Source organism: Aeromonas sp. 62-46, assembly GCF_001898585.1.
Lineage (GTDB): Bacteria > Pseudomonadota > Gammaproteobacteria > Enterobacterales > Aeromonadaceae > Aeromonas > Aeromonas caviae.
The window spans coordinates 16,427-35,356 of record NZ_MKUI01000029.1 but is presented as its reverse complement, the minus strand read 5'-3'; the positions used below and the strand labels follow the sequence as shown (position 1 = coordinate 35,356).

At 61.4% G+C, this 18,930-nt stretch carries 13 protein-coding genes; 6 read left to right on the top strand and 7 right to left on the bottom strand.

What is annotated here, in order from left to right:
* Positions 1–131 precede the first annotated feature (131 nt).
* Together BGO64_RS09870 and pabB are read right to left on the bottom strand one after the other, a co-directional pair.
* On the bottom strand, positions 132–698 hold the full coding sequence (locus BGO64_RS09870; RefSeq protein WP_029314598.1) for a CoA pyrophosphatase: 567 nt from the start codon (positions 696–698) through the stop codon (positions 132–134).
* Between the two features lie 43 nt (positions 699–741).
* On the bottom strand, positions 742–2,112 hold the full coding sequence (pabB, locus tag BGO64_RS09865) for an aminodeoxychorismate synthase component I (protein WP_286700600.1): 1,371 nt from the start codon (positions 2,110–2,112) through the stop codon (positions 742–744).
* A gap of 210 nt (positions 2,113–2,322) precedes the next feature.
* Between pabB and BGO64_RS09860 the strand changes: the two genes are divergently transcribed.
* The gene (locus tag BGO64_RS09860) at positions 2,323–3,846 is read left to right on the top strand and encodes a fumarate hydratase (RefSeq protein WP_010674897.1); all 1,524 of its coding nucleotides are present in this window, start codon (positions 2,323–2,325) and stop codon (positions 3,844–3,846) included.
* Positions 3,847–4,135: 289 nt separating this feature from the next.
* Here BGO64_RS09860 and BGO64_RS09855 read toward each other — a convergent pair whose 3' ends face one another.
* On the bottom strand, positions 4,136–4,615 hold the full coding sequence (locus BGO64_RS09855; protein ID WP_286700599.1) for a cell division inhibitor: 480 nt from the start codon (positions 4,613–4,615) through the stop codon (positions 4,136–4,138).
* 234 nt (positions 4,616–4,849) lie between these two features.
* Between BGO64_RS09855 and BGO64_RS09850 the strand changes: the two genes are divergently transcribed.
* Together BGO64_RS09850 and BGO64_RS09845 are read left to right on the top strand one after the other, a co-directional pair.
* On the top strand, positions 4,850–5,047 hold the full coding sequence (locus BGO64_RS09850; RefSeq protein ID WP_005323525.1) for a DUF4250 domain-containing protein: 198 nt from the start codon (positions 4,850–4,852) through the stop codon (positions 5,045–5,047).
* A 393-nt stretch (positions 5,048–5,440) separates the two neighbouring features.
* On the top strand, positions 5,441–7,915 hold the full coding sequence (locus tag BGO64_RS09845) for a glycogen/starch/alpha-glucan phosphorylase (RefSeq protein WP_045524561.1): 2,475 nt from the start codon (positions 5,441–5,443) through the stop codon (positions 7,913–7,915).
* Between the two features lie 64 nt (positions 7,916–7,979).
* On the opposite strand, the gene BGO64_RS09840 is transcribed toward BGO64_RS09845, so the two are convergent.
* The 3 genes from BGO64_RS09840 to trxC form a co-directional block, all read right to left on the bottom strand.
* Complete coding sequence (locus tag BGO64_RS09840; protein WP_279962801.1) at positions 7,980–8,546, bottom strand: cytochrome b/b6 domain-containing protein; 567 nt, start codon at positions 8,544–8,546, stop codon at positions 7,980–7,982.
* Positions 8,547–8,747: 201 nt separating this feature from the next.
* Entirely contained in the window at positions 8,748–10,136 is a 1,389-nt protein-coding gene (locus tag BGO64_RS09835) for an SLC13 family permease (RefSeq protein WP_010674893.1), read from the bottom strand.
* A 154-nt stretch (positions 10,137–10,290) separates the two neighbouring features.
* On the bottom strand, positions 10,291–10,731 hold the full coding sequence (trxC, locus tag BGO64_RS09830) for a thioredoxin TrxC (RefSeq protein WP_010674892.1): 441 nt from the start codon (positions 10,729–10,731) through the stop codon (positions 10,291–10,293).
* A gap of 153 nt (positions 10,732–10,884) precedes the next feature.
* On the opposite strand from trxC, the gene BGO64_RS09825 reads away from it, so the two are divergent.
* From BGO64_RS09825 to BGO64_RS09815, 3 genes are all read left to right on the top strand, one after another.
* Positions 10,885–13,683 carry a hybrid sensor histidine kinase/response regulator gene (locus tag BGO64_RS09825; RefSeq protein ID WP_045524566.1) on the top strand — a complete coding sequence of 933 codons (2,799 nt, stop codon included), beginning with the start codon at positions 10,885–10,887 and terminating at the stop codon, positions 13,681–13,683.
* Positions 13,684–13,822: 139 nt separating this feature from the next.
* Positions 13,823–15,559, top strand: a complete 1,737-nt coding sequence (locus BGO64_RS09820) for an ABC transporter transmembrane domain-containing protein (protein WP_253584999.1) — start codon at positions 13,823–13,825, stop codon at positions 15,557–15,559.
* Positions 15,560–15,668: 109 nt separating this feature from the next.
* A complete protein-coding gene (locus BGO64_RS09815) occupies positions 15,669–17,420 on the top strand; it encodes an ABC transporter transmembrane domain-containing protein (protein WP_286700598.1) in 1,752 nt (583 codons plus the stop codon).
* Between the two features lie 54 nt (positions 17,421–17,474).
* On the opposite strand, the gene BGO64_RS09810 is transcribed toward BGO64_RS09815, so the two are convergent.
* Complete coding sequence (locus BGO64_RS09810) at positions 17,475–18,656, bottom strand: Evf family palmitoylated virulence factor (RefSeq protein WP_201901128.1); 1,182 nt, start codon at positions 18,654–18,656, stop codon at positions 17,475–17,477.
* Between the last annotated feature and the right edge of the window lie 274 nt (positions 18,657–18,930).

Genomic DNA, 18,930 nt, shown 5'->3' with positions numbered 1-18,930 from the left:
TGTGCGGCTGAAACCCGTACTTTCTTGTAGAAATGTGATCAAAAGAATAAAAAATCAAAATTTATTTATCAAATGCAGTGTTATTTGAATGTTAACTGGATAATTTCTCACCTCATCATGTTGTCAAAATGTTATGTCGAGATGTGCTGGGCAAGCTGGCGGATCATGCTGGCAGTGGCTCCCCAGATGAAAGATTGCTCCCAAGGGATCCAATAGATGGTGTGACGACCGTCCGCTCTTGGCAGGCTCAGGGCTATGTGCTGCCCCGGATCCAGCACGTGAGCGAGGGGGACTTCGAAGGCCTGGGCCACCTCGTCCTGGCTCAGGGTCAGCCCGTAGCCTGGGTCGAGCATGGCGAGGACCGGCAGCACATCGTAGCGTGAGACGGTATTGAGAGGGGTGAGGCTGCCGATGATCCGGATCTGGGAGGGGGGAATGCCAAGCTCCTCCTCGGTTTCCCTGAGCGCGGTGTGAATGAGGTCCCGGTCTTCCGGGTCCTGACGCCCGCCGGGAAAGCTGATCTGCCCCGGGTGGTGGCGCAGGGCGGCGCTGCGGCGCGTCAGCAGCAGGTGCAGGCCCTCGGGGCGCTCCACCAGGGGGATCAACACGGCGGCAGGTTTGAGCCCGGCCAGTGCCAGGCGATGGGCGGGGGCGGGGCGCTGCAGCAAAAAGCGGGTCAGCAGCTCGGCACTCGTCATCTCCATGGGTCTCCTTGTGTCGGCCCCGCAGGGCCGGATGGGATCAAAGGGCATCGAGCAGTGGCAGGATGCGGGCCACCTTGTCGTAGGTTTCCTGATATTCGGCGTCGGGATCGGAGTCGGCGATGATGCCGCCCCCCGCCCAGCAGTGCAGCTGACCGGCTTCGGCGATCAGGGTACGGATGCAGATGCTGGTATCCATCCTTCCGTGCTGACTCAGATAACCGATGCTGCCGCAGTAGGCATTGCGCCGCACCGGCTCCAGCTCCTCGATGATCTCCATCGCCCGGATCTTGGGAGCCCCTGTGATGGAGCCGCCGGGGAAGCAGGCCCGCAGCAGATCCACTTCTTGCCAGCGCGCATCCAGCTCTCCGTGAATGGTGGAGACCAGGTGATGCACCGCCGGGAAGGATTCCACGGCAAAGAGATGCGGCACAGTGACCGATCCCGGCCGGCTCACCCGGCCGATGTCGTTGCGCAGCAGATCGACGATCATCAGGTTCTCCGATCTGTCCTTGTCGGCGTTGGCGAGTGACTCGGCCACCCTGGCATCCTGGGCGGGATCCGGGTGGCGAGGCCGGGTGCCCTTGATGGGCTTGGTCTCGATATGGCGCTTGTCGAGCAGCAGGAAACGCTCCGGGGAGAGGCTCAGAATGGCGCTTTGCGGCAGGCGGACAAAGGCGGAGAACGGCGCCTTGTTGGCGGCGCTCAGGGCGAGATAGGCGGACCATTCATCCCCCTGATAAGGGGCGCTGAAGCGCTGGGTCAGGTTGATCTGGTAACAATCCCCCGCCGCCAGATAGGCCTGGATACGGGCAAACTTGTCTCCGTATTCGGCCCGCGTCATGTTGCTCTGCCAGGGGCCGGTCAGGCGAAGGGGGAGGGGGGGTCGTTCGCGCTGCGCCATCAGCCAGTCGAGCCTGCGGGCGAGGCCGGCTTCATCACCCCAGTGGGCCAGTTGCCAGTGTCCCGTCGCGACATTTCGCAGCAGCGCCCAGTCATAGATCCCGACCGCCATGTCGGGCACCTGGATGTCCTGTTGCGCCACTGCGGGCAGACGCTCGAATCGTCGGCCCAGATCGTAGCCAAAGAGTCCCAGGGCTCCCCCGATAAACGGCAATCCCGAGTCATCCTCAACGCGCTCCCCAAGCAGGGCTTGCTGGGTCTTGGCGAGCAGGGCGAGGGGATCGCCGTCATGATGGTGCTGGTGGTTATCCTGGGTGAGGCAGGTGCTGGTACCCCGGGTTTCCAGGGTGGCAAGCGGATCGGCGCTGATGATGTCAAAACCGTTGTCAGCCCCCAGGGGGCTGGCGGATTCCAGCAGGATGGCCCAGGGTTGGTGTTGCAGGCTGGCGAACCAGGTGTGGAGCGAGGCCTGCGGGTCGAAATGGTGGATATGCAGTCTTGGTTTCATTTTTTGTTACATAGGCAACAGTTTGCGCCCGGCTCCCTAGCCGGTTCGGGTGGTCAAGCGTATCATGGCCGCCGGCATTTTTAAGAAAAACACCGTTATAAAAACACGCCGCAGTCTGCCGGCTCCAGGTGCATTTGCCACCTGCCGAAGGCCCGGCTCATATGGAAGCCCTTGCTCGCGCAAGCGATAACAAGGACCAGTGAGGATGATATGAGCATCATTAGAAAACAGGACTTTATCGATTCCATTGCTGACGCCCTGCAGTACATCTCCTTCTACCACCCCCTCGATTTCGTGCAGGCCGCCAAGGCCGCCTATGACCGCGAGATCAACCCGGCCGCCAAGGATGCCCTGGCCCAGATCTTGATCAACTCCCGCATGTCTGCCGAAGGTCATCGCCCGCTCTGTCAGGACACCGGTATCGTCACCTGCTTCGTCAAGATCGGCATGCAGGTACAGTGGGACAGCGACATGACGGTCCAGGAGATGGTGGATGAGGGCACCCGCCGCGCCTATACCAATCCGGACAACCCGCTGCGCGCCTCCGTGCTGGCGGATCCGGCCGGCAGCCGCAAGAACACCAAAGACAATGCCCCCGCTGTCGTGCACATCGACATGATCCCGGGCAACAAGGTGGAAGTGAGTATCGCGGCCAAGGGGGGCGGCTCCGAAAACAAATCGAAAATGGTGATGCTCAACCCCTCCGACGACATCGTGGAGTGGGTGCTCAAGACGGTGCCGACCATGGGGGCTGGCTGGTGCCCGCCCGGCATGCTCGGCATCGGCATCGGCGGCACCGCCGAGAAGGCGGCGGTGCTCGCCAAGGAAGCTCTGATGGAGCACATCGACATCCAGGAGCTGATTGCCCGTGGTCCCGAGACCACCGAAGAGAAGCTGAGGGTCGAGCTCTATGACAAGGTCAACAAGCTCGGGATCGGTGCCCAGGGGCTGGGCGGCCTGACCACGGTGCTGGATGTGAAGGTGAAATCCGCACCGACCCACGCCGCCTCCAAGCCCGTGGTGATGATCCCCAACTGCGCCGCCACCCGTCACGTGCATTTCGAACTCGATGGCTCCGGCCCGGCGGAGCTGACACCCCCCAGGCTGGAAGACTGGCCGGAGATCACCCGTGAGTCCGGTGGCAATGTGCGCCGGGTCAACGTGGATGGTATCACCAAGGCAGAGCTTGCCAGCTGGAAGAGCGGCGATACCGTGCTGCTCTCCGGCAAGATCCTGACCGGCCGCGACGCCGCCCACAAGCGCATCGCCGACATGCTGAAAAAAGGTGAAGGACTGCCGGAAGGGGTCGATTTCACCAACCGCTTCATCTATTACGTGGGCCCGGTCGATGCGGTACGTGACGAGGTGGTCGGCCCGGCTGGTCCCACCACGTCCACCCGGATGGACAAATTCACCGACATGATGCTGGGAGAAACCGGCCTTATCGGCATGATCGGCAAGTCCGAGCGCGGCCCCAAGACGGTCGAGAGCATCAAGCAGCACCAGGCTGTCTACCTGATGGCGGTGGGTGGCGCCGCTTACCTGGTGGCGAAAGCCATCAAGAAAGCGCGCGTGGTGGCCTTTGCCGATCTGGGGATGGAGGCCATCTATGAGTTCGAGGTGGAAGACATGCCGGTCACCGTGGCGGTCGACTCCCAGGGCAACAACATCCACGAGACCGGCCCGGCCTACTGGTCCGCCAAGATTGCCGAGCTGGAGACCAAGCTGGCTTGATCAATCGGACTTCGGTGCAAACGGAGAGCGGTTAGCCCCGTACAGCTGCATGTTGAAAGGCGACCCTCGGGTCGCCTTTTTTGCGGGCCTCATTTGACGGTCTGGATCTGAGCAAATTTACTGCTGCTGTGCTGCTGTGCTGCTGTGCTGCTGTGCTGCTGTGCTGCTGTGCTGCTGTGCTGCTGTGCTGCTGTGCTGCTTTGTCTTTGTCGCCATGACATCCCGGGTCGGAAGCCTGGATAACCCGGTGGGCAATGCCGGCGCATTGGCTGTTACGCCGAAGGGGCGATCAGTGGTTCAGGTAGATATCCTGGCCGCCGTAGCTCAGTGCCCCACCCAGAGAGGTTGCGGGCTCGAAGAAGCGGGTCAGGACACCGGCACGCTGGCACAGGGTGCTCAATGTGCTCCGGTCCAGAGCGACCTGTTCAGGCAGCCAGGTCAGCACGGCGGCACAGTGACCATTCATCAGGCTCTGCTCCAGCAGGCGCTGCCAATTCTTGATCTTGGGGGCGTGCACGACAAGCACCCTGGCAGGATTGATCCCTCTGGCCTGCAATTGCGCGGCGGCGGGCAGGCCTGGCGGGGCGACGAGCAGGATCCAGCCACTGTCGGACTGACTCAGTTGCCCCAGGGCATCCAGCAGCGGCGCTTCCTGATGGAGAGGGCCGCGCCGCTGCTCTTGTCCCATCTTGCTCTGATGGCGAGTGGGCCAGGTGGTGATCAGACCGGCAGAGGAGGAAGGGGGGCAAAGATTCAGGGGCTGGCTCATATGTCGTTCCTGTATGAATAACCATGCTGTATGCGCATACAGTAGTTCTGTTCGCAAGGAGTGACAAGTCATTTGTGGCTAAAAGTGTGAGCCGATTAACAGGAGACGACTTTAACTACATGATTAAAAAGGATATTTATATCTTCCTTGTACAGGGTGTTTTTTAACCTGTAGACAAACTTCGGGTCGGCGCTCATGGTTATACAGTCCTGTATAGGGAGAGGAGGGAGCGAGATGGACGTTAGTACCTTGCAACGACTGGATGCGAACATTCTGCTCGGGATCATCAACGAGAAGCTGCGGCTGGAGTGTGATGGTCTGGAAGAGCTGCTGGCTTACTACGACATGACAGAAGATCAGCTGGCTACCCGTCTGCAACAGATCGGGTATCACTACGACCCTATGAGCAATCAGTTCAAGGCACATGGTTAATTGAAATCAAAGGGTGCTCCGATTGGGGCATCCTTTTTATTACCTGACGAGGAGGTGTGAATTGAAAACGCTTTCAATTCCTCCCTAGTCGGCGGTTATTTTCACGTATTTTCAGTCACAGGCAATCATTGAAAACCTATTCATGAAATTATCTTTTTTGTTTTCTTATATCACTATGATTTAAAACGAAATTTATATTTCATTCAGGCTGGCTCAAGGAAAGGGTTTTCATGGTGAAACTGTCATTTTTATGCGTTAAAGTGTGACTCACGTTAACTTTTAAACCCTTGGCTTTAGCTAGTATGCCCCCGCCGGAGCATATTCTGAGATAACAACAGCGCCGGTCCCCCCGATGGGATGACATTTTTTATTTGTAACGAAGGAAAATGGTTTATGGCTACCAAGAAGAAGACAGACCAGGATCTCCAACTGGATAAAGATCAGCTCAAGGCGAGTATCGTGCGTCACCTGCGTTCTACCTTGGGTACAAGCGAACAGAAAGCCTCTCCGGATGCCTGGTGGAAAGCGACCGCTGCCGCCGTCAATGAACAGGTGTACGAGCGCCTGACCCGTACTCAGCAGACTCACTTCAAGAAAGATACTCGTGCGATTCACTATCTCTCTGCTGAATTTTTGATGGGGCGTTTGACCTCCAACAACCTGCACAACCTCTCCCTCTACAAAGTCTGTGAAGAGGCGCTGGGTGAACTTGGTCTGGAACTGACCGATCTGTGTGAACAAGAGCCTGACATGGCCCTTGGCAACGGCGGCCTGGGTCGTCTGGCTGCCTGCTTCATCGATTCCCTGGCCACTCTGAACTACCCGGCGGTGGGCTATGGCATCCACTACGAGCACGGCCTGTTCCGTCAGGAAATTCAGGATGGCCGTCAGATCGAGCGTCCGGACTCCTGGCGCGAATATGGCAACCCCTGGGAGATCTGCCGCCCGGAATCGGTGCAGGAGATCCCGCTCTACGGCTACGTGGAGACCGTCTTTGGTGACAAGGGGGGCCTGAAGAAGGTGTGGCACGCCGGTCGCAAGATCAAAGGGGTGCCCTGGGACATTCCGGTGGTCGGCTTCGGTGGTCACACCGTCAACATCCTGCGTCTGTGGGAATCCCGCGCCTCCGAGTTCTTCGACTGGGACGTGTTCAACGCCGGTGGTTATATCGACTCCCAGGCCGAGAAGGCCCAGGCCGAGACCATCTCCAAGGTGCTCTACCCGAACGATGAGACCGACGCCGGCAAGGAGCTGCGCCTGATCCAGCAGTACTTCTTCTGCGCCTGCTCCATCAAGGACATCATGCGTCGCTACAAGCGGGTGCATGGCAGTGACTTCAGCAACTTTGCCGCGCAAATCGCCATCCAGCTCAACGATACCCACCCCACCGTGGCCATCCCCGAGCTGATGCGCGTGCTGGTGGACGAAGAGGGGCTGAACTGGGATACCGCCTGGGGCATCTGCTATCAGGTCTTCTCCTACACCAACCACACCCTGCTGCCGGAAGCGCTGGAGAAGTGGTCCGTCAGCCTGTTCGAGAAGGTACTGCCCCGTCACCTCGAGATCATTTATGAAATCAACGCCCGCTTCCTGAACGAGCTGGTGGAGCCCAAGTGGCCGGGCAACGATGCCATCAAGGCCAAGCTCTCCATCATCGAAGAGGGTGACGTGCGCAAGGTGCGTATGGGCAACCTGTGCGTCATCGGCTCCTCCAAGGTGAACGGCGTGGCCGAGATCCACTCCAAGCTGGTGAAGGAAGATCTCTTCCCCGAGTATGCCGAGCTGTGGCCCGAGAAGATGTGCAACGTCACCAACGGCGTGACTCCCCGTCGCTGGCTGCTGGCCTGCAACCCGGAACTGGCCGAACTCTACAACGAGGTGGTGGGCAAGGAGTGGCCGCTGCAACTGGACAAGCTGCGCAGCGTGGTGAAGTTTGCCGATGACAAGGCGTTCCAGCAGCAGTTCATGACCATCAAGCGTCACAACAAGGAGAAGCTGGTCAAGGTCATCAAGGCGGAAACCGGCATCGACGTGAGCGCGGAGGCGATCTTCGACGTCCAGATCAAGCGTCTGCACGAGTACAAGCGCCAGCAACTGAACCTCATCCACATCATGGCGCTCTACCGTCGCCTGCTGGCGAACCCGGACTATGACATGCATCCGCGGGTGTTCATCTTCGGCTCCAAGGCGGCGCCCGGCTACAAGCTGGCCAAGGACATCATCTACGCCATCAACAAGCTGGCGGAGCGGGTCAACAACGACGCCCGTATCCAGGGCAAGCTGAAAGTGGTGTTCATGCCGAACTACCGCGTGAGCCTTGCCGAGAAGCTGATCCCGGCGGCGGATGTCTCCGAGCAGATCTCCACCGCAGGTTACGAAGCATCCGGTACCGGCAACATGAAGATGGCGCTGAACGGTGCCATCACCATCGGGACGCTGGATGGAGCCAACATCGAGATCGCCGAAGAGGCGGGTGCCGAGAACTGCGCCATCTTCGGTCTGAATGTGGACGAGGTGAAGTCCCTGAAGGCGCGCGGCTACAACCCGTATGACTTCTACTACGCCAACTCCGAACTGAAAGCCGTGCTGGACTGGTTTGATACCGACTACTTCACGCCGGGTCGCCCGGGGGAGCTGGCCTCCATCAAGCGCTCCTTGCTGGAAGGGGGAGACCCTTACCTGACCCTGGCGGATTTCGAGTCCTACTCCGAGGCGCACAAGCTGATCGACGCCTGGTACCGGGATCCGGCCCTGTGGGCGAAGAAAGCCATCATCAACTCTGCCACCATGGGCAAGTTCAACTCCGACCGCTCCATCCAGGATTACGTAGACCGGATCTGGAAACTGACGAGCTGCAGCGTCGGCTGATGTCTGCTCCTGTGAAAAACCCCGCGATGCGGGGTTTTTTTTCATCTGTCGGGCTGAGGGAGGCTCAGGGCCTGTCGACCACTCGGGTGTCTGCCGGCACCCGTTTCTTGCCGGTGATCATCGCCCTGACGAGATCGCCCCGTACCAGGCGATCCAGGGCGATGACGGCCAGTACATGGACGAAGATGGTCACCTGCAGCCCCTTGGCAAAGAACTCGTGGATCTCTTCCATGCGATGGGTGCCGGAGAGCGGCCCGTATTCGGTCATGATCCCGCTGGCGGCGGTGCCGACAAGGCAGGTCAACAGCAGCAGTATCATCAAGGACCCCAAAGGATTGTGACCGGCGTAGTAGGGGTGGCGCCCCTTGATCGTCTCCTTGAGATAGGTGATGACCCCGGTCGGTGTCGGCAGCCACTGGGCGAAGCGGGCATGATAGGAGCCGATGAAACCCCATACGATGCGCAGTACCAGCAGTCCGGCCAGCGCATATCCCGCATAGCGGTGGTTGCGCGCCCCCTCTTCAAGGATGAAGAGATTCAGCACGCACAACAGCACAGTGGCCCAGTGAAATCCCCTGACCACCGGATCCCATACCTTGATTTCACGGTTGTTCTGCATCGTCTTTCCCATGAGGTGATCCCCTTGTCGTGATGTCCATGATCATCGCCATCGTCAGCCATGGCTGCGTGATGGCCGTTGTCAGCATCATGAAGGCGATTTCTTAAGTGCGAGTTAATGTCGCCGTGATGTCACGGGTAGGGAGTGCGGTGGTTTCGGGGCGAGAAAAAGCCCCGGCGATGCGGGGCTTGTAGGGGCATTAGGGGGCGAACCTCAGTGGAGGATATCCCCCATGAAATAGGCCAGCATGGTCAGGATGACGGTGAACACTAGGTTCAGTACCAGGCCGGCCCGCATCATCTCCCGCTGCTGGATATGGCCGCTGGCGAAGACGATGGCGTTGGGGGGCGTGGCCACCGGCAGCATGAAGGCACAGGAGGCGCCGACGGCGATCAGCACGGAGACCACGATGGGGGAGACCCCCAGAGCCTCGGCCACCCCGGCGAACAGCGGCACCAGCAGCGCGGCGGTGGCGGTGTTGGAGACCAGCTCGGTGAGGAACACCACGAAGGCGGCCAGGCAGAGCAGGATCACGAAGATGGGCATGGAGGAGAGGCCGCTGGAGAGGTGCTCCGCCAGGAAGGCGTTGGCCCCGGTCTGCTTGAGGATGGCGCTCAAGGTGAGACCACCCCCGAACAGCAGCAGCACGCCCCAGTCGGTGTTCTGGTTGATGTCATCCCAGCTGGCGACCCGGCTGACGGCGATGGCCAGGATGGCGCCCATGGCGATCAGGGTATCGAACTGGGGAATGCCGCCCAGTGCCTTGGCAAGAGGCTGGGATCCAATCCACAGCAGCACCGTGGTCAGGAAGATGGCCAGGGTCACTTTGCGCTGACCTGTCCACTCGATGGTGACCTGCTCGGTGCTGACCTGGTGGGAGAGATTGGGACGGGTCACCCAGTAGAGCAGGCCGATACCTACCGGCATGAAGATGATCACCACGGGGATGCCGAACTCCAGCCAGTCGGTGAAGCCCAAGCCCATCTGGGCGGCGGCGATGGCATTGGGGGGGCTGCCCACCAGTGTGCCGATGCCACCGATGCTGGCGCTATAGGCGACGCCAAGCAGCACGAAGACCAGGGTGCGGCGCTCCTTGTGAACGTCCAGCCCCTTCAGCATGCCGAGGGCCAGCGGCATCATCATGGCCGCGGTTGCGGTGTTGCTGATCCACATGGAGAGGGCGGCCGTGATGGTGAAGAGCACGATGGAAGCCCAGCCCAGGTGTCCCTTGGCGAGCTGCATCACCTTGCCGGCGATCTGGGTGTCGAGTCCCTGCTTGGAGAGGGCTGCCGCGAGGGCAAAGCCGCCAAAGAAGAGGAACAGGACGGGGTTGGCAAAGTCGGTCAGCGACTTGCTCATGTCGAACACCCCGAGCAGGGTGGCGAGCACCGGGATGGAGATGGCAGTGATGGTGATGTTCACCGCCTCGGTCAGCCAGAGGATGGCGATGAAGATCAGGATGGCCAGCCCCTTGTTGACCATGGGATCAAACGGGAGCCATGCCAGCATGGCGCAGAGCAGGAGCAGATCCAGGATGACGATCCCGGACTTGATGTCCAGCCAGCGTGAGGGGGGAGTCGGAGGTACAGCCGATGTGTGCATAACGTTCTCTCGGTTAATTTATGGTTGTTGTTGTGATGCCGAGGTTACATATATCCCCCTGTTTGAAACAGGGGGATATGGTCAAATCATGTGGCGACTCACAGAGTCAAGTGAAAATGGATCTTCAATCAAACAGAAATGAAACATTTTATTTTCATTTGACGGGGGAGGTGAAGGAGAGCAGCCACTCCTTGAACAGGCTCTTGGGCAGGGAGCCGCTGCGCTGTGCCAGGATCTCCCCCCGCTGGAAGACCATCAGGGTAGGAATGCTGCGAATGCCATAGCGACCTGCGATGGCGGCCTCCTGCTCGGTATCGAGTTTCACGAAGCGAAGGCGGGGCTCAAGCTCCCGGGCGACCTCCTGAAAGACGGGGGCAAACTGCAGGCAGGGGCCACACCAGCTTGCCCAAAAGTCCACCACCACCGGGATGTCGGACTGGATCAGGGCATCGAAGCTGGCCTGACGCCCCGCCACCGGGGTTTGTTCGAAGAGGGCGTGACGGCAGCGGCCACACTTCGCGTTTGAGTCTGCTTTTTCGACAGGCAGGCGGTTGCGGGTAAAGCATTGGCTACAATAGGTGGTGACAAGTGACATAATTGCTTCCTTATTTCATGGCCCGGCAACATCTTTATTGCAATCAGAGCGCCGACTAACGGTAACATAGCACTCAGTGGTTTTTCACAGTTGGCCTCCGGCCGTGACCTGATGTCACCGGATGGCCGACCATGACATGAGAATCGAGACGGGATGAAGAGTGTTGCACGGGGCAATCGTGTTGTCTTTGGCCTTATCATCGTATCGCTGGTGGGCTTTTCTGCCTATTGCTGGCAGTTGCTCAGCCAGCAGCAGCGTGCCTTCGATTTGAGCGTGGCGGCTGAGATGGTGCTCAATCGGGTCAATACCGATACCGTCTATCTGCTGGGGCGCGAGAAGGCCAGCGATGGCAGCGTACAGCAACGCCTGAGCCTGCTTTCCAGTCACCTGGACAGATTCGTCAGGCTGGTGCACGAGGATCCGGAGTCGGTGGACGACCCCGGCTCCCAGGCGTTGCAGCGGGACATCGACGGTTATCTGCTGGATCTCGCCAGGCTCTACACCATGGAGATGACCATCGAGTATCTGGCTCCCCGCTTCCAGGGCCAGCTCAAGGCGTTGCAAGGCACCCTGCCGGTCGGTGAGGCGCAGTACCGCGACCTGACCGAACTCATGCGCCTGCACCACTACCTCCGACGCAGCTGGGATCAGAACGAGCAGCGGCAACTGTTGCAACTCCAGCAGCACCTGCTTGACCGCTATGGCGAGCAGCCGAGGGTCGCGGCCCTCGTCCGGCTGGGCCAGGAGTTCAATCAGCAGGTGATGGAGTACCATCGCCTGCGCAATCAGGTGGTGGAGATGAAGGGGTTGAGCTCACTGCCCGCCTGGAAGCAGAGCAAGCTGGAGCGGGCCTCCTCCCTCAAGAGCCGCTTCTACCTGATGGTGCTGGGGGGGGCGCTGCTCTGCTTCTCGCTGGTGGCCGCGACCCTGTGGCGTCGCAACCAGAAGCTGAGCGAGCTCTCTCGCCATGCCGCGCTGCTGGCCCAGGCCAAGAGCGACTTCCTGGCCAACATGAGCCATGAGATCCGCACCCCCATGAATGCCATCATCGGCTTCAGCGCCCTGGCACTGCAAACCAGTCTGGATCCCCAGCAGCGGGACTATCTCAACAAGATCAAATCCTCGTCGGACACCTTGCTGCTGCTCATCAACGACATTCTGGATCTCACCAAGGTGGAGTCCGGCAAGTTGACCCTGGAGGAGATCGACTTCGATCTCAGCGAGCAGCTCGACTCCCTCGCCGCCATGTTCGCGGATCTGGCGGAGCGCAAGCACATCGAGGTCATCATCAACAAGTCTCCCGCCGTGCCCGACTTTCTGCGCGGGGATCCGCTGCGCCTCGGTCAGGTACTGGTCAACCTGGTGAACAATGCCATCAAGTTCACCGAGCGGGGCGAGGTGGAGGTGGCCATCACCCTCACCAGCCAGCATCCCATGCGGGTCTGTTTCAGCGTGCGGGATACCGGTATCGGCATCGCCCCGGAGAAGCAGGCCCAGCTGTTCCAGCCCTTTACCCAGCTGGAGGCGGGCAATACCCGCAAATATGGCGGCTCCGGGCTTGGCCTCAACATCTCCCAGCGCCTGGTGGGGCTGATGGGCGGGGAGATCACCGTGCAGAGCAAACCCGGGGTGGGCTCCACCTTCCTGTTCGAGATCCCCATCTCCCAGGCGGTGTACGGGGTCTCGGGGCGCCGGGTCTTCTTCGATCACCAGCCCCTGATCCTGATGATGGATGACAATGAGCTGGTGCTGGAACTGGCCAAGGACATCCTGGGGCGGGCGGGGGCGTCCGTCATCACGGTCAACAGCCTCTCCCGCGCCCGTCAGGTGCTGCGGGAAGAGGGGCATCACATCCGCCTCGCCATCCTCGACTGGCGCATGGGTCAGGAGGATGGCCTGGACTTGGCCCTCGAGATGTACCAGCACAGCCAGTGGCGGCGCCTGCCTGTCCTGATGACCAGCGCCTGGTCCAGGGAGGGGCTGCACGGGCGGATGGAGAGCATGGGACTGACCCATTTCCTGGCGAAGCCCATGACGGAAAACGCCTTGCTGGCCAAGGTGGACGAACTGCTCAACGGCAGCTCCCATGACAGCAAGGTCCGCCAGGCGGAGGCCCAGGGGGATCAGCAGCAGTTCCGGGAGCTGCTGCGCGGTACCCGGGTGCTGCTGGCCGAGGACAACCGGGTCAACCAGCAGCTCATTCTGGAGTACCTGCGCCGGGTGGAGGCCAAGGTCACCGTGGTGGACAACGGCCGCGAGGCGGTGGAGCAGGTGGCGGAGCAGCCGTTCGACGTCATCCTGATGGATCTGCAGATGCCGGTGCTGGACGGGCTGGATGCCACCCGCCAGATCCGCAAGATGGTGGACAAGCACGATGTGCCCATCATCGCCCTCACCGCCAGCGCCATGCCGGGGGACAGGGAGCGCTGCCTTGGCGTCGGCATGAACGGCTATGTCACCAAGCCGGTGAGCAAGCTCGATCTCTACAACAACCTGCTGCAATGGGTGAAGAGCAGCGGCGGGGAGCCCAAGGTGCCCATCGAGGTCAAGCCGCCGGCCCTCATGGGCGTGCTGGATCTGGAGGATGCTCTGCGCCGGCTGGAGCATGACAGGGAGGCGCTGCAGATCCTCTTCAAGCTGTTCCTCTCCGAGCACAAGGACGATCTGTGGGACATCCGCACCGCCCTGCGTCGCCAGCAGCCCGAAGTGGCGTGCCGCTTGCTGCATACCCTGAAGGGGGTCTCGGCCAACATCTCCGCTTCCCGCCTGCAACTGCTGGCCGGGGAACTGGAGTGGCGGCTGCGGCTGCAGGAGGAGCTGAGCGAGGGGGAGCTCAACCAGTTGCAGCAGGTCTTTACCCAGACCCGGGAGGAGGTCTCCCACTTCCTGCTCACCGGGGAGCAGCAGGAGTCGGTCGCCTTCCCGTTTTCGCCCCCCGACAAGCGGCTCTGAGGGAGGGCAAGATAGCAATCGTTCTCAAGTCACCCGCTTCAGGCTATGATGACCCACTCGTTCGCCCCCGCCAGGGGGCGATTGTATTGAGCTTCTCTTCATGATCACGCGGCAGCGCGCCGCGACCAAGGACTTCTCTGTGAGCGTATTTTTGCGGCTTGGCTGGTTTTTCAAGGATCAGTGGCGGCGTTATCTGGTGGCCATCTCCCTGCTGATGCTGGTGGCCCTGTTGACCGTGATCCCCCCCAAGGTGGTGGGCTGGGTGGTGGATGGCATCGCCAAGGGTGACCTGGACAGCGGCACCCTGACCGGCTATCTGGCGGGGCTTTTTGGCCTGGGACTGCTTATCTACCTGCTGCGCTACGTGTGGCGGGTCATGCTGTTCGGTGCCTCCTACCGGCTCGCCTACGTGCTGCGCAACCGGCTGTTCAGCCACTTCACCCGCATGAGCCCGGATTTCTACCAGCGCCACCGCACCGGTGATCTGATGGCCCACGCCACCAACGACATCCAGGCGGTGGAGATGACCGCAGGGGAAGGGGTGCTGACCCTGGTGGACTCCTTCATCGTCGGCATCCTGGTGCTTTCCATCATGTGCAGCCAGTACTCCTGGCAGCTGACCCTGCTCTCCCTGCTGCCCCTGCCGGTGATGGCCTTCTTCATGAACCGCTTCGGGACCCAGATCTACAAGGAGTTCAAGGCGGCTCAGGGGGCCTTCTCCCGCCTCAACAACAAGACCCAGGAGGCCCTCTCCGGGGTGCGGGTGCTCAAATCCTACGCGGTCGAATCCTTGGAGGACGAGGGCTTTGCCGAGCTGACCCGTCAGGCGGGGGAGCGCAACATGGCGGTGGCCCGCATCGACGCCAAGTTCGACCCCGTGATTTACCTGTGCATCGGCTGCTCCTATTTTCTGGCTGTCGCAGGGGGCAGCGCCCTGGTGCTGCAAGACAAGCTGACTCTGGGGGAGCTCACCAGCTTCACCATGTACCTCGGCCAGCTCATCTGGCCCATGTTCGCCATCGCCTGGCTGTTCAACATCATCGAGCGGGGCAGCGCCGCCTATTCGCGCATCGAAAGCCTGCTGGGGGAGCGCAGCGACATCGAGGAGCCGGCCCATCCCGTGGCGCTGGCCTCGGCCTTTCCCCTGCGGGTGCAGGGGCTGGGCTACCGGCTGGAGCAGCGCATCCTGTTGCAGGGGGTGGATGTCACCCTGCAGGCTGGCGCCATGCTGGGGATAGTGGGACGCACCGGGGCAGGCAAGAGCTCCCTGCTCAAGCTGCTGATGCGCCTGGCCAACCCCACGGCCGGGGAGATCCGCATGGGGGAGGTGCCCATCTCGCAACTGTCGCTGGGTGAGCTGCGCAGCCAGTTTGCCTATGTGCCCCAGGAGCCGTTTCTGTTCTCCACCACCATCGCGGCCAACATCGCCCTGGGCCGCCCCGAGGCGAGCCGGGAGGAGATTGAGCGGGTGGCGCGCATCGCCTGTGTTCACGACGACATCAGTCGCTTCCCCAAAGGGTATGAAACCGAGGTGGGAGAGAAGGGGGTGACCCTCTCCGGCGGTCAGAAGCAGCGTCTGGCCATCGCCCGCGCCCTGCTGCTGGATGCCCCTATCCTGGTGCTGGATGACGCCCTCTCGGCGGTGGATGCCCACACCGAGCAGCAGATCCTGCTGGCCCTCAAGGTCCACAAGCGCACCCTGGTGCTGGTGAGCCACCGCATGACGGCGGTGGAGCAGGCGGACGAGATCCTGGTGCTGGAGCAGGGAGCGATCAGCGAGCGGGGCCGTCACGAGACCCTGATGGCCAGGAACGGCTGGTACGCGGACATGGTCCGCTACCAGCGCCTGGAGCAGGACGTGGAGGAGAGCCTGTGAACAGGATGACAAGGCCCCTGGTTTCCTTCACCCCCCGCCCGGCTCCCGCGAGCGGAGAGGGGAGCAAAGAGAGTCAATTCCCGTGGAACGTTGTGCTGGAGGCAAGTCTGTGAATCCAACCATCAAACGGCTGCTCGCCTACTGCGCCAGCTATCCCCGCTGGCTGGTGCAGGCGGGCATCTGCCTGCTGCTCGCCACCGGCGCCGAGGTGGCGGGCCCCTTGCTCATCAAGCTCTTCATCGATGACTACCTGGCGCCGCGCCGGCTGGAGTGGGGCATCATCGCCGCCCTTGCCGCCGGTTATCTGGGGTTGCAGGTGTTGTCGGCGGCCGGCTTCTACCTGCAATCCCTGCGCTTCAACCGCATCGCCCAGGCGGTGGTGCAGCGTCTGCGCGAGCAGGTGTTCGCCACCGCCATCCGCCTGCCTGCCCGCTATTTCGACAAGCACCGCTCGGGCTCCCTCATCTCCCGCATCACCAACGACACCGAGGCGATCATGAACCTCTATGTCCAGGTGATAGGGCTCCTGGTGCAAAAAGTGGTGCTCCTGTGCGGCATCCTGCTCTCCATGGCGCTGCTGGATCTGCGCCTGATGCTGGTGTGCGCCACCCTGCTGCCGGCGGTGGGGGCCGTGATGTGGCTCTACCAGAAACTGAGCGTGCCCGTGGTGCGGGCGACCCGATCCTTGCTCTCCGACATCAACAGCCGTCTCAACGAGTCGTTGCAGGGGATGCCGGTGATCCAGGCCATGGTGCAGGAGCGCCACTTCGCCAACGCCTTTGCGGGGGTGAACCAGCAGCACTGGCAGGCGCGGATCAAGAGCCTCAAGATCAACGGCATCCTGCTGCGCCCCCTCATCGATCTCTTCTACATGATGGTGCTCATCGGTCTGCTGGCCCTGTTTGCCCACGAGGGGCTGAGCACGGCGGGGGCCATCCAGGTGGGGGTGCTTTACGCCTTCATCAGCTATCTGGGGCGGATGATCGAGCCCCTCATCGAGATGACCAACCAGCTCAACCAGTTGCAGCAGGCCATGGTGGCGGGGGAGCGGGTATTCGCCCTGCTCGATGAAACCCGCGAGAGCACCGACGGGGAGGTGCGCCCCCTGGAGGGACGGGTACGCTTCGACGGGGTGGGCTTCTCCTACGACGGGGAGCAGCAGGTGCTGCAAGATGTGAGCTTTGCCACCCGGCCGGGCCAGATGCTGGCGCTGGTGGGCCACACCGGCAGCGGCAAGTCCACCATCATCAGCCTGCTGATGGGTTTCTACCCCCTGGATCGGGGGAGCATCCACTTCGATGATCACCCCATGAACGACCTGGCCCTCTCGGCGGTGCGCCGCAGCATCGGCCTGGTGCAGCAGGATCCTTTCATCTTCGTCGGCACCCTGGCCGAGAACCTGCGCCTTGGGCGTGACGGCATCGAGGATGGGCGGCTCTGGCAGGCCCTGGAGGAGGTGCAGCTGGCCGATTTCGTGCGCCACCTGCCCGATGGTCTGGCCACCCTGATGGAGGAGGGGGGCAAGAACCTCTCCGCCGGCCAGCGCCAGCTGCTCTCCTTTGCCCGCGCCCTGGTGGGGGATCCGCGCATCCTCATCCTGGACGAGGCGACCGCGAGCGTGGACTCCCAGACCGAGCTCGCCCTCTCCCAGGCGCTCTCGGCAGCGCGCCGTGGTCGCACCACCATCGCCATCGCCCACCGCCTCTCCACCATAGTGGATGCCGATGAAATCCTGCTACTCTCCCGCGGGTGGGTGAGCGAGCGCGGCACCCACGGCGAGCTGATGGCGCTGGGGGGGCATTATGCCCAGCTGTTCGAGATGCAGAGCCAGGGGGCCTGGCTTGAAGAGAAACGGGCCTGAGGCCCACCTAAAAAAACAGCCGGCATCTGCCGGCTGTTTTTTTGACTGGCGGGGTTACACCGTGACCTTGCTGCGGCTGACCAGCTTGGGCTCCAGGGGCGGGAAGTCATCGTTGAAGAAGGTGTCCGCTTCTTCAATTTGTGCCTTGCGCTGCTTCTGGATGAAGTTGTCGAAGTCGCGCTTGATCTCGGGGTCCTTGAGGGCCTCGTAGTCGAACACGTTGGCGGCATAGAGGTAGTTGAAGTAGATGTCGACGAACTCGGCGCTGGCACAGGCGGAGGTGAACTTGCTGTTCTGGCGGTCGAAGTTGACGCGGTACTGCTTGATCTTCGGCACATAGACCAGCTCGTTGCCCACCTTGAACACTTCCACCGTGACCCCCACCGTGATGGTCTTGTAGAAGTCCTTGTTGTTCTCCACCCCGAAGCGGATGGCATCCCCCTGCTTTTGCAGGAACTTGTTGAAGCTGGCCAGCGCCGTGGTGCCCTGGCTCACCACCACGTCCATGATGAAGTTGATGAAGTCGGTGGCGATGCTGAGCCCCTTGATGTGGCGGCTGTAGCTCTGCTGATCGATCTTGCTCGGCCCCATCAGAGGGATCTTGGAGAGGGCCCTGGCCCAGAGATCCGCGTCCGTCTTGTACTGCTCGCCATAGGCTTCGGCGTAACGGTTGATGTAGGCGGTGACCACGGAGGTGATGGCGATGAGGTAGGCCTTCTGTTCCGCCAGCTTGGCCATGACGGCGGGATCGTCCAGCAGCTCGTTGGCCACGATGAACTCCACCAGGCCGTCCTTGTCGGCATAGGGATCATTGCCCACCGCCCGGACGGTGTCGGGCAGATTGACGTCGTTGAAGAAGGCCTCGGCCTCGGCGAACTGATCATGGTTGCTCAGGCGGTTGGCCGGTGCCTCGCGCACCAGCTGGCAGAGCACCAGTTCGGCCTCGTAGTCCGACTCGCGCCACAGGGGGGCCTGCAACTGGTTGCCGAAGGTCTTCTTGTAGGCGAGGTTGAAGTCAAACAGCACCGAACTGCAGCCGCAATCCATGGCGAAGTCGACGGTGTAGCTCAGCGGCCCGGTGGGCAGGGGCTTGCTCATCTTCCCCTTGGCGCTGAGGTTGGCATAGCACTTGAGGTACTCCCGGCCAAACAGCTCGTAGGCACGGTTGTTGTTGAAGTTGAGCTGGAAAGTACCGGCGCTCTCGCCCCCGTTGAACAACTGTTGCACGTGACTCATCTCTCTATCCTTATGGTGAGATTGGTAGACGGGTTGACCCGGTGCCGAGTGGCTACTTCCGGGCCAGCAACAGCCTAGCGAGGGAGAGGGGGTTTGGTTACTGCGAATAATCCCAGTGGCGGGGGCGGGATCCTGGGCTAGCCCCCTGACGGGGAGTATTTCTCGTTGTGTTTCATTCGGATATGGCTGTCATGGTCCAGTCATCCGGGGCGGGACCTTGAAAAAATTCGGAAAAAGGGTAAGAGAGGGGCGACCCGAGGTCAGGAAAGGCCGG

What these genes read in the sequence shown, in the direction of transcription:
- BGO64_RS09860 (WP_010674897.1), top strand. Translation starts at nt 2,323, where the DNA reads ATGAGCATCATTAGAAAACAGGACTTTATCGATTCCATTGCTGACGCC.
- BGO64_RS09845 (WP_045524561.1), top strand. Translation starts at nt 5,441, where the DNA reads ATGGCTACCAAGAAGAAGACAGACCAGGATCTCCAACTGGATAAAGAT.
- BGO64_RS09810 (WP_201901128.1), bottom strand. Translation starts at nt 18,656, where the DNA reads ATGAGTCACGTGCAACAGTTGTTCAACGGGGGCGAGAGCGCCGGTACT.
- BGO64_RS09870 (WP_029314598.1), bottom strand. Translation starts at nt 698, where the DNA reads ATGACGAGTGCCGAGCTGCTGACCCGCTTTTTGCTGCAGCGCCCCGCC.
- trxC (WP_010674892.1), bottom strand. Translation starts at nt 10,731, where the DNA reads ATGTCACTTGTCACCACCTATTGTAGCCAATGCTTTACCCGCAACCGC.
- BGO64_RS09825 (WP_045524566.1), top strand. Translation starts at nt 10,885, where the DNA reads ATGAAGAGTGTTGCACGGGGCAATCGTGTTGTCTTTGGCCTTATCATC.
- BGO64_RS09855 (WP_286700599.1), bottom strand. Translation starts at nt 4,615, where the DNA reads ATGAGCCAGCCCCTGAATCTTTGCCCCCCTTCCTCCTCTGCCGGTCTG.
- BGO64_RS09840 (WP_279962801.1), bottom strand. Translation starts at nt 8,546, where the DNA reads ATGGGAAAGACGATGCAGAACAACCGTGAAATCAAGGTATGGGATCCG.
- BGO64_RS09850 (WP_005323525.1), top strand. Translation starts at nt 4,850, where the DNA reads ATGGACGTTAGTACCTTGCAACGACTGGATGCGAACATTCTGCTCGGG.
- pabB (WP_286700600.1), bottom strand. Translation starts at nt 2,112, where the DNA reads ATGAAACCAAGACTGCATATCCACCATTTCGACCCGCAGGCCTCGCTC.
- BGO64_RS09835 (WP_010674893.1), bottom strand. Translation starts at nt 10,136, where the DNA reads ATGCACACATCGGCTGTACCTCCGACTCCCCCCTCACGCTGGCTGGAC.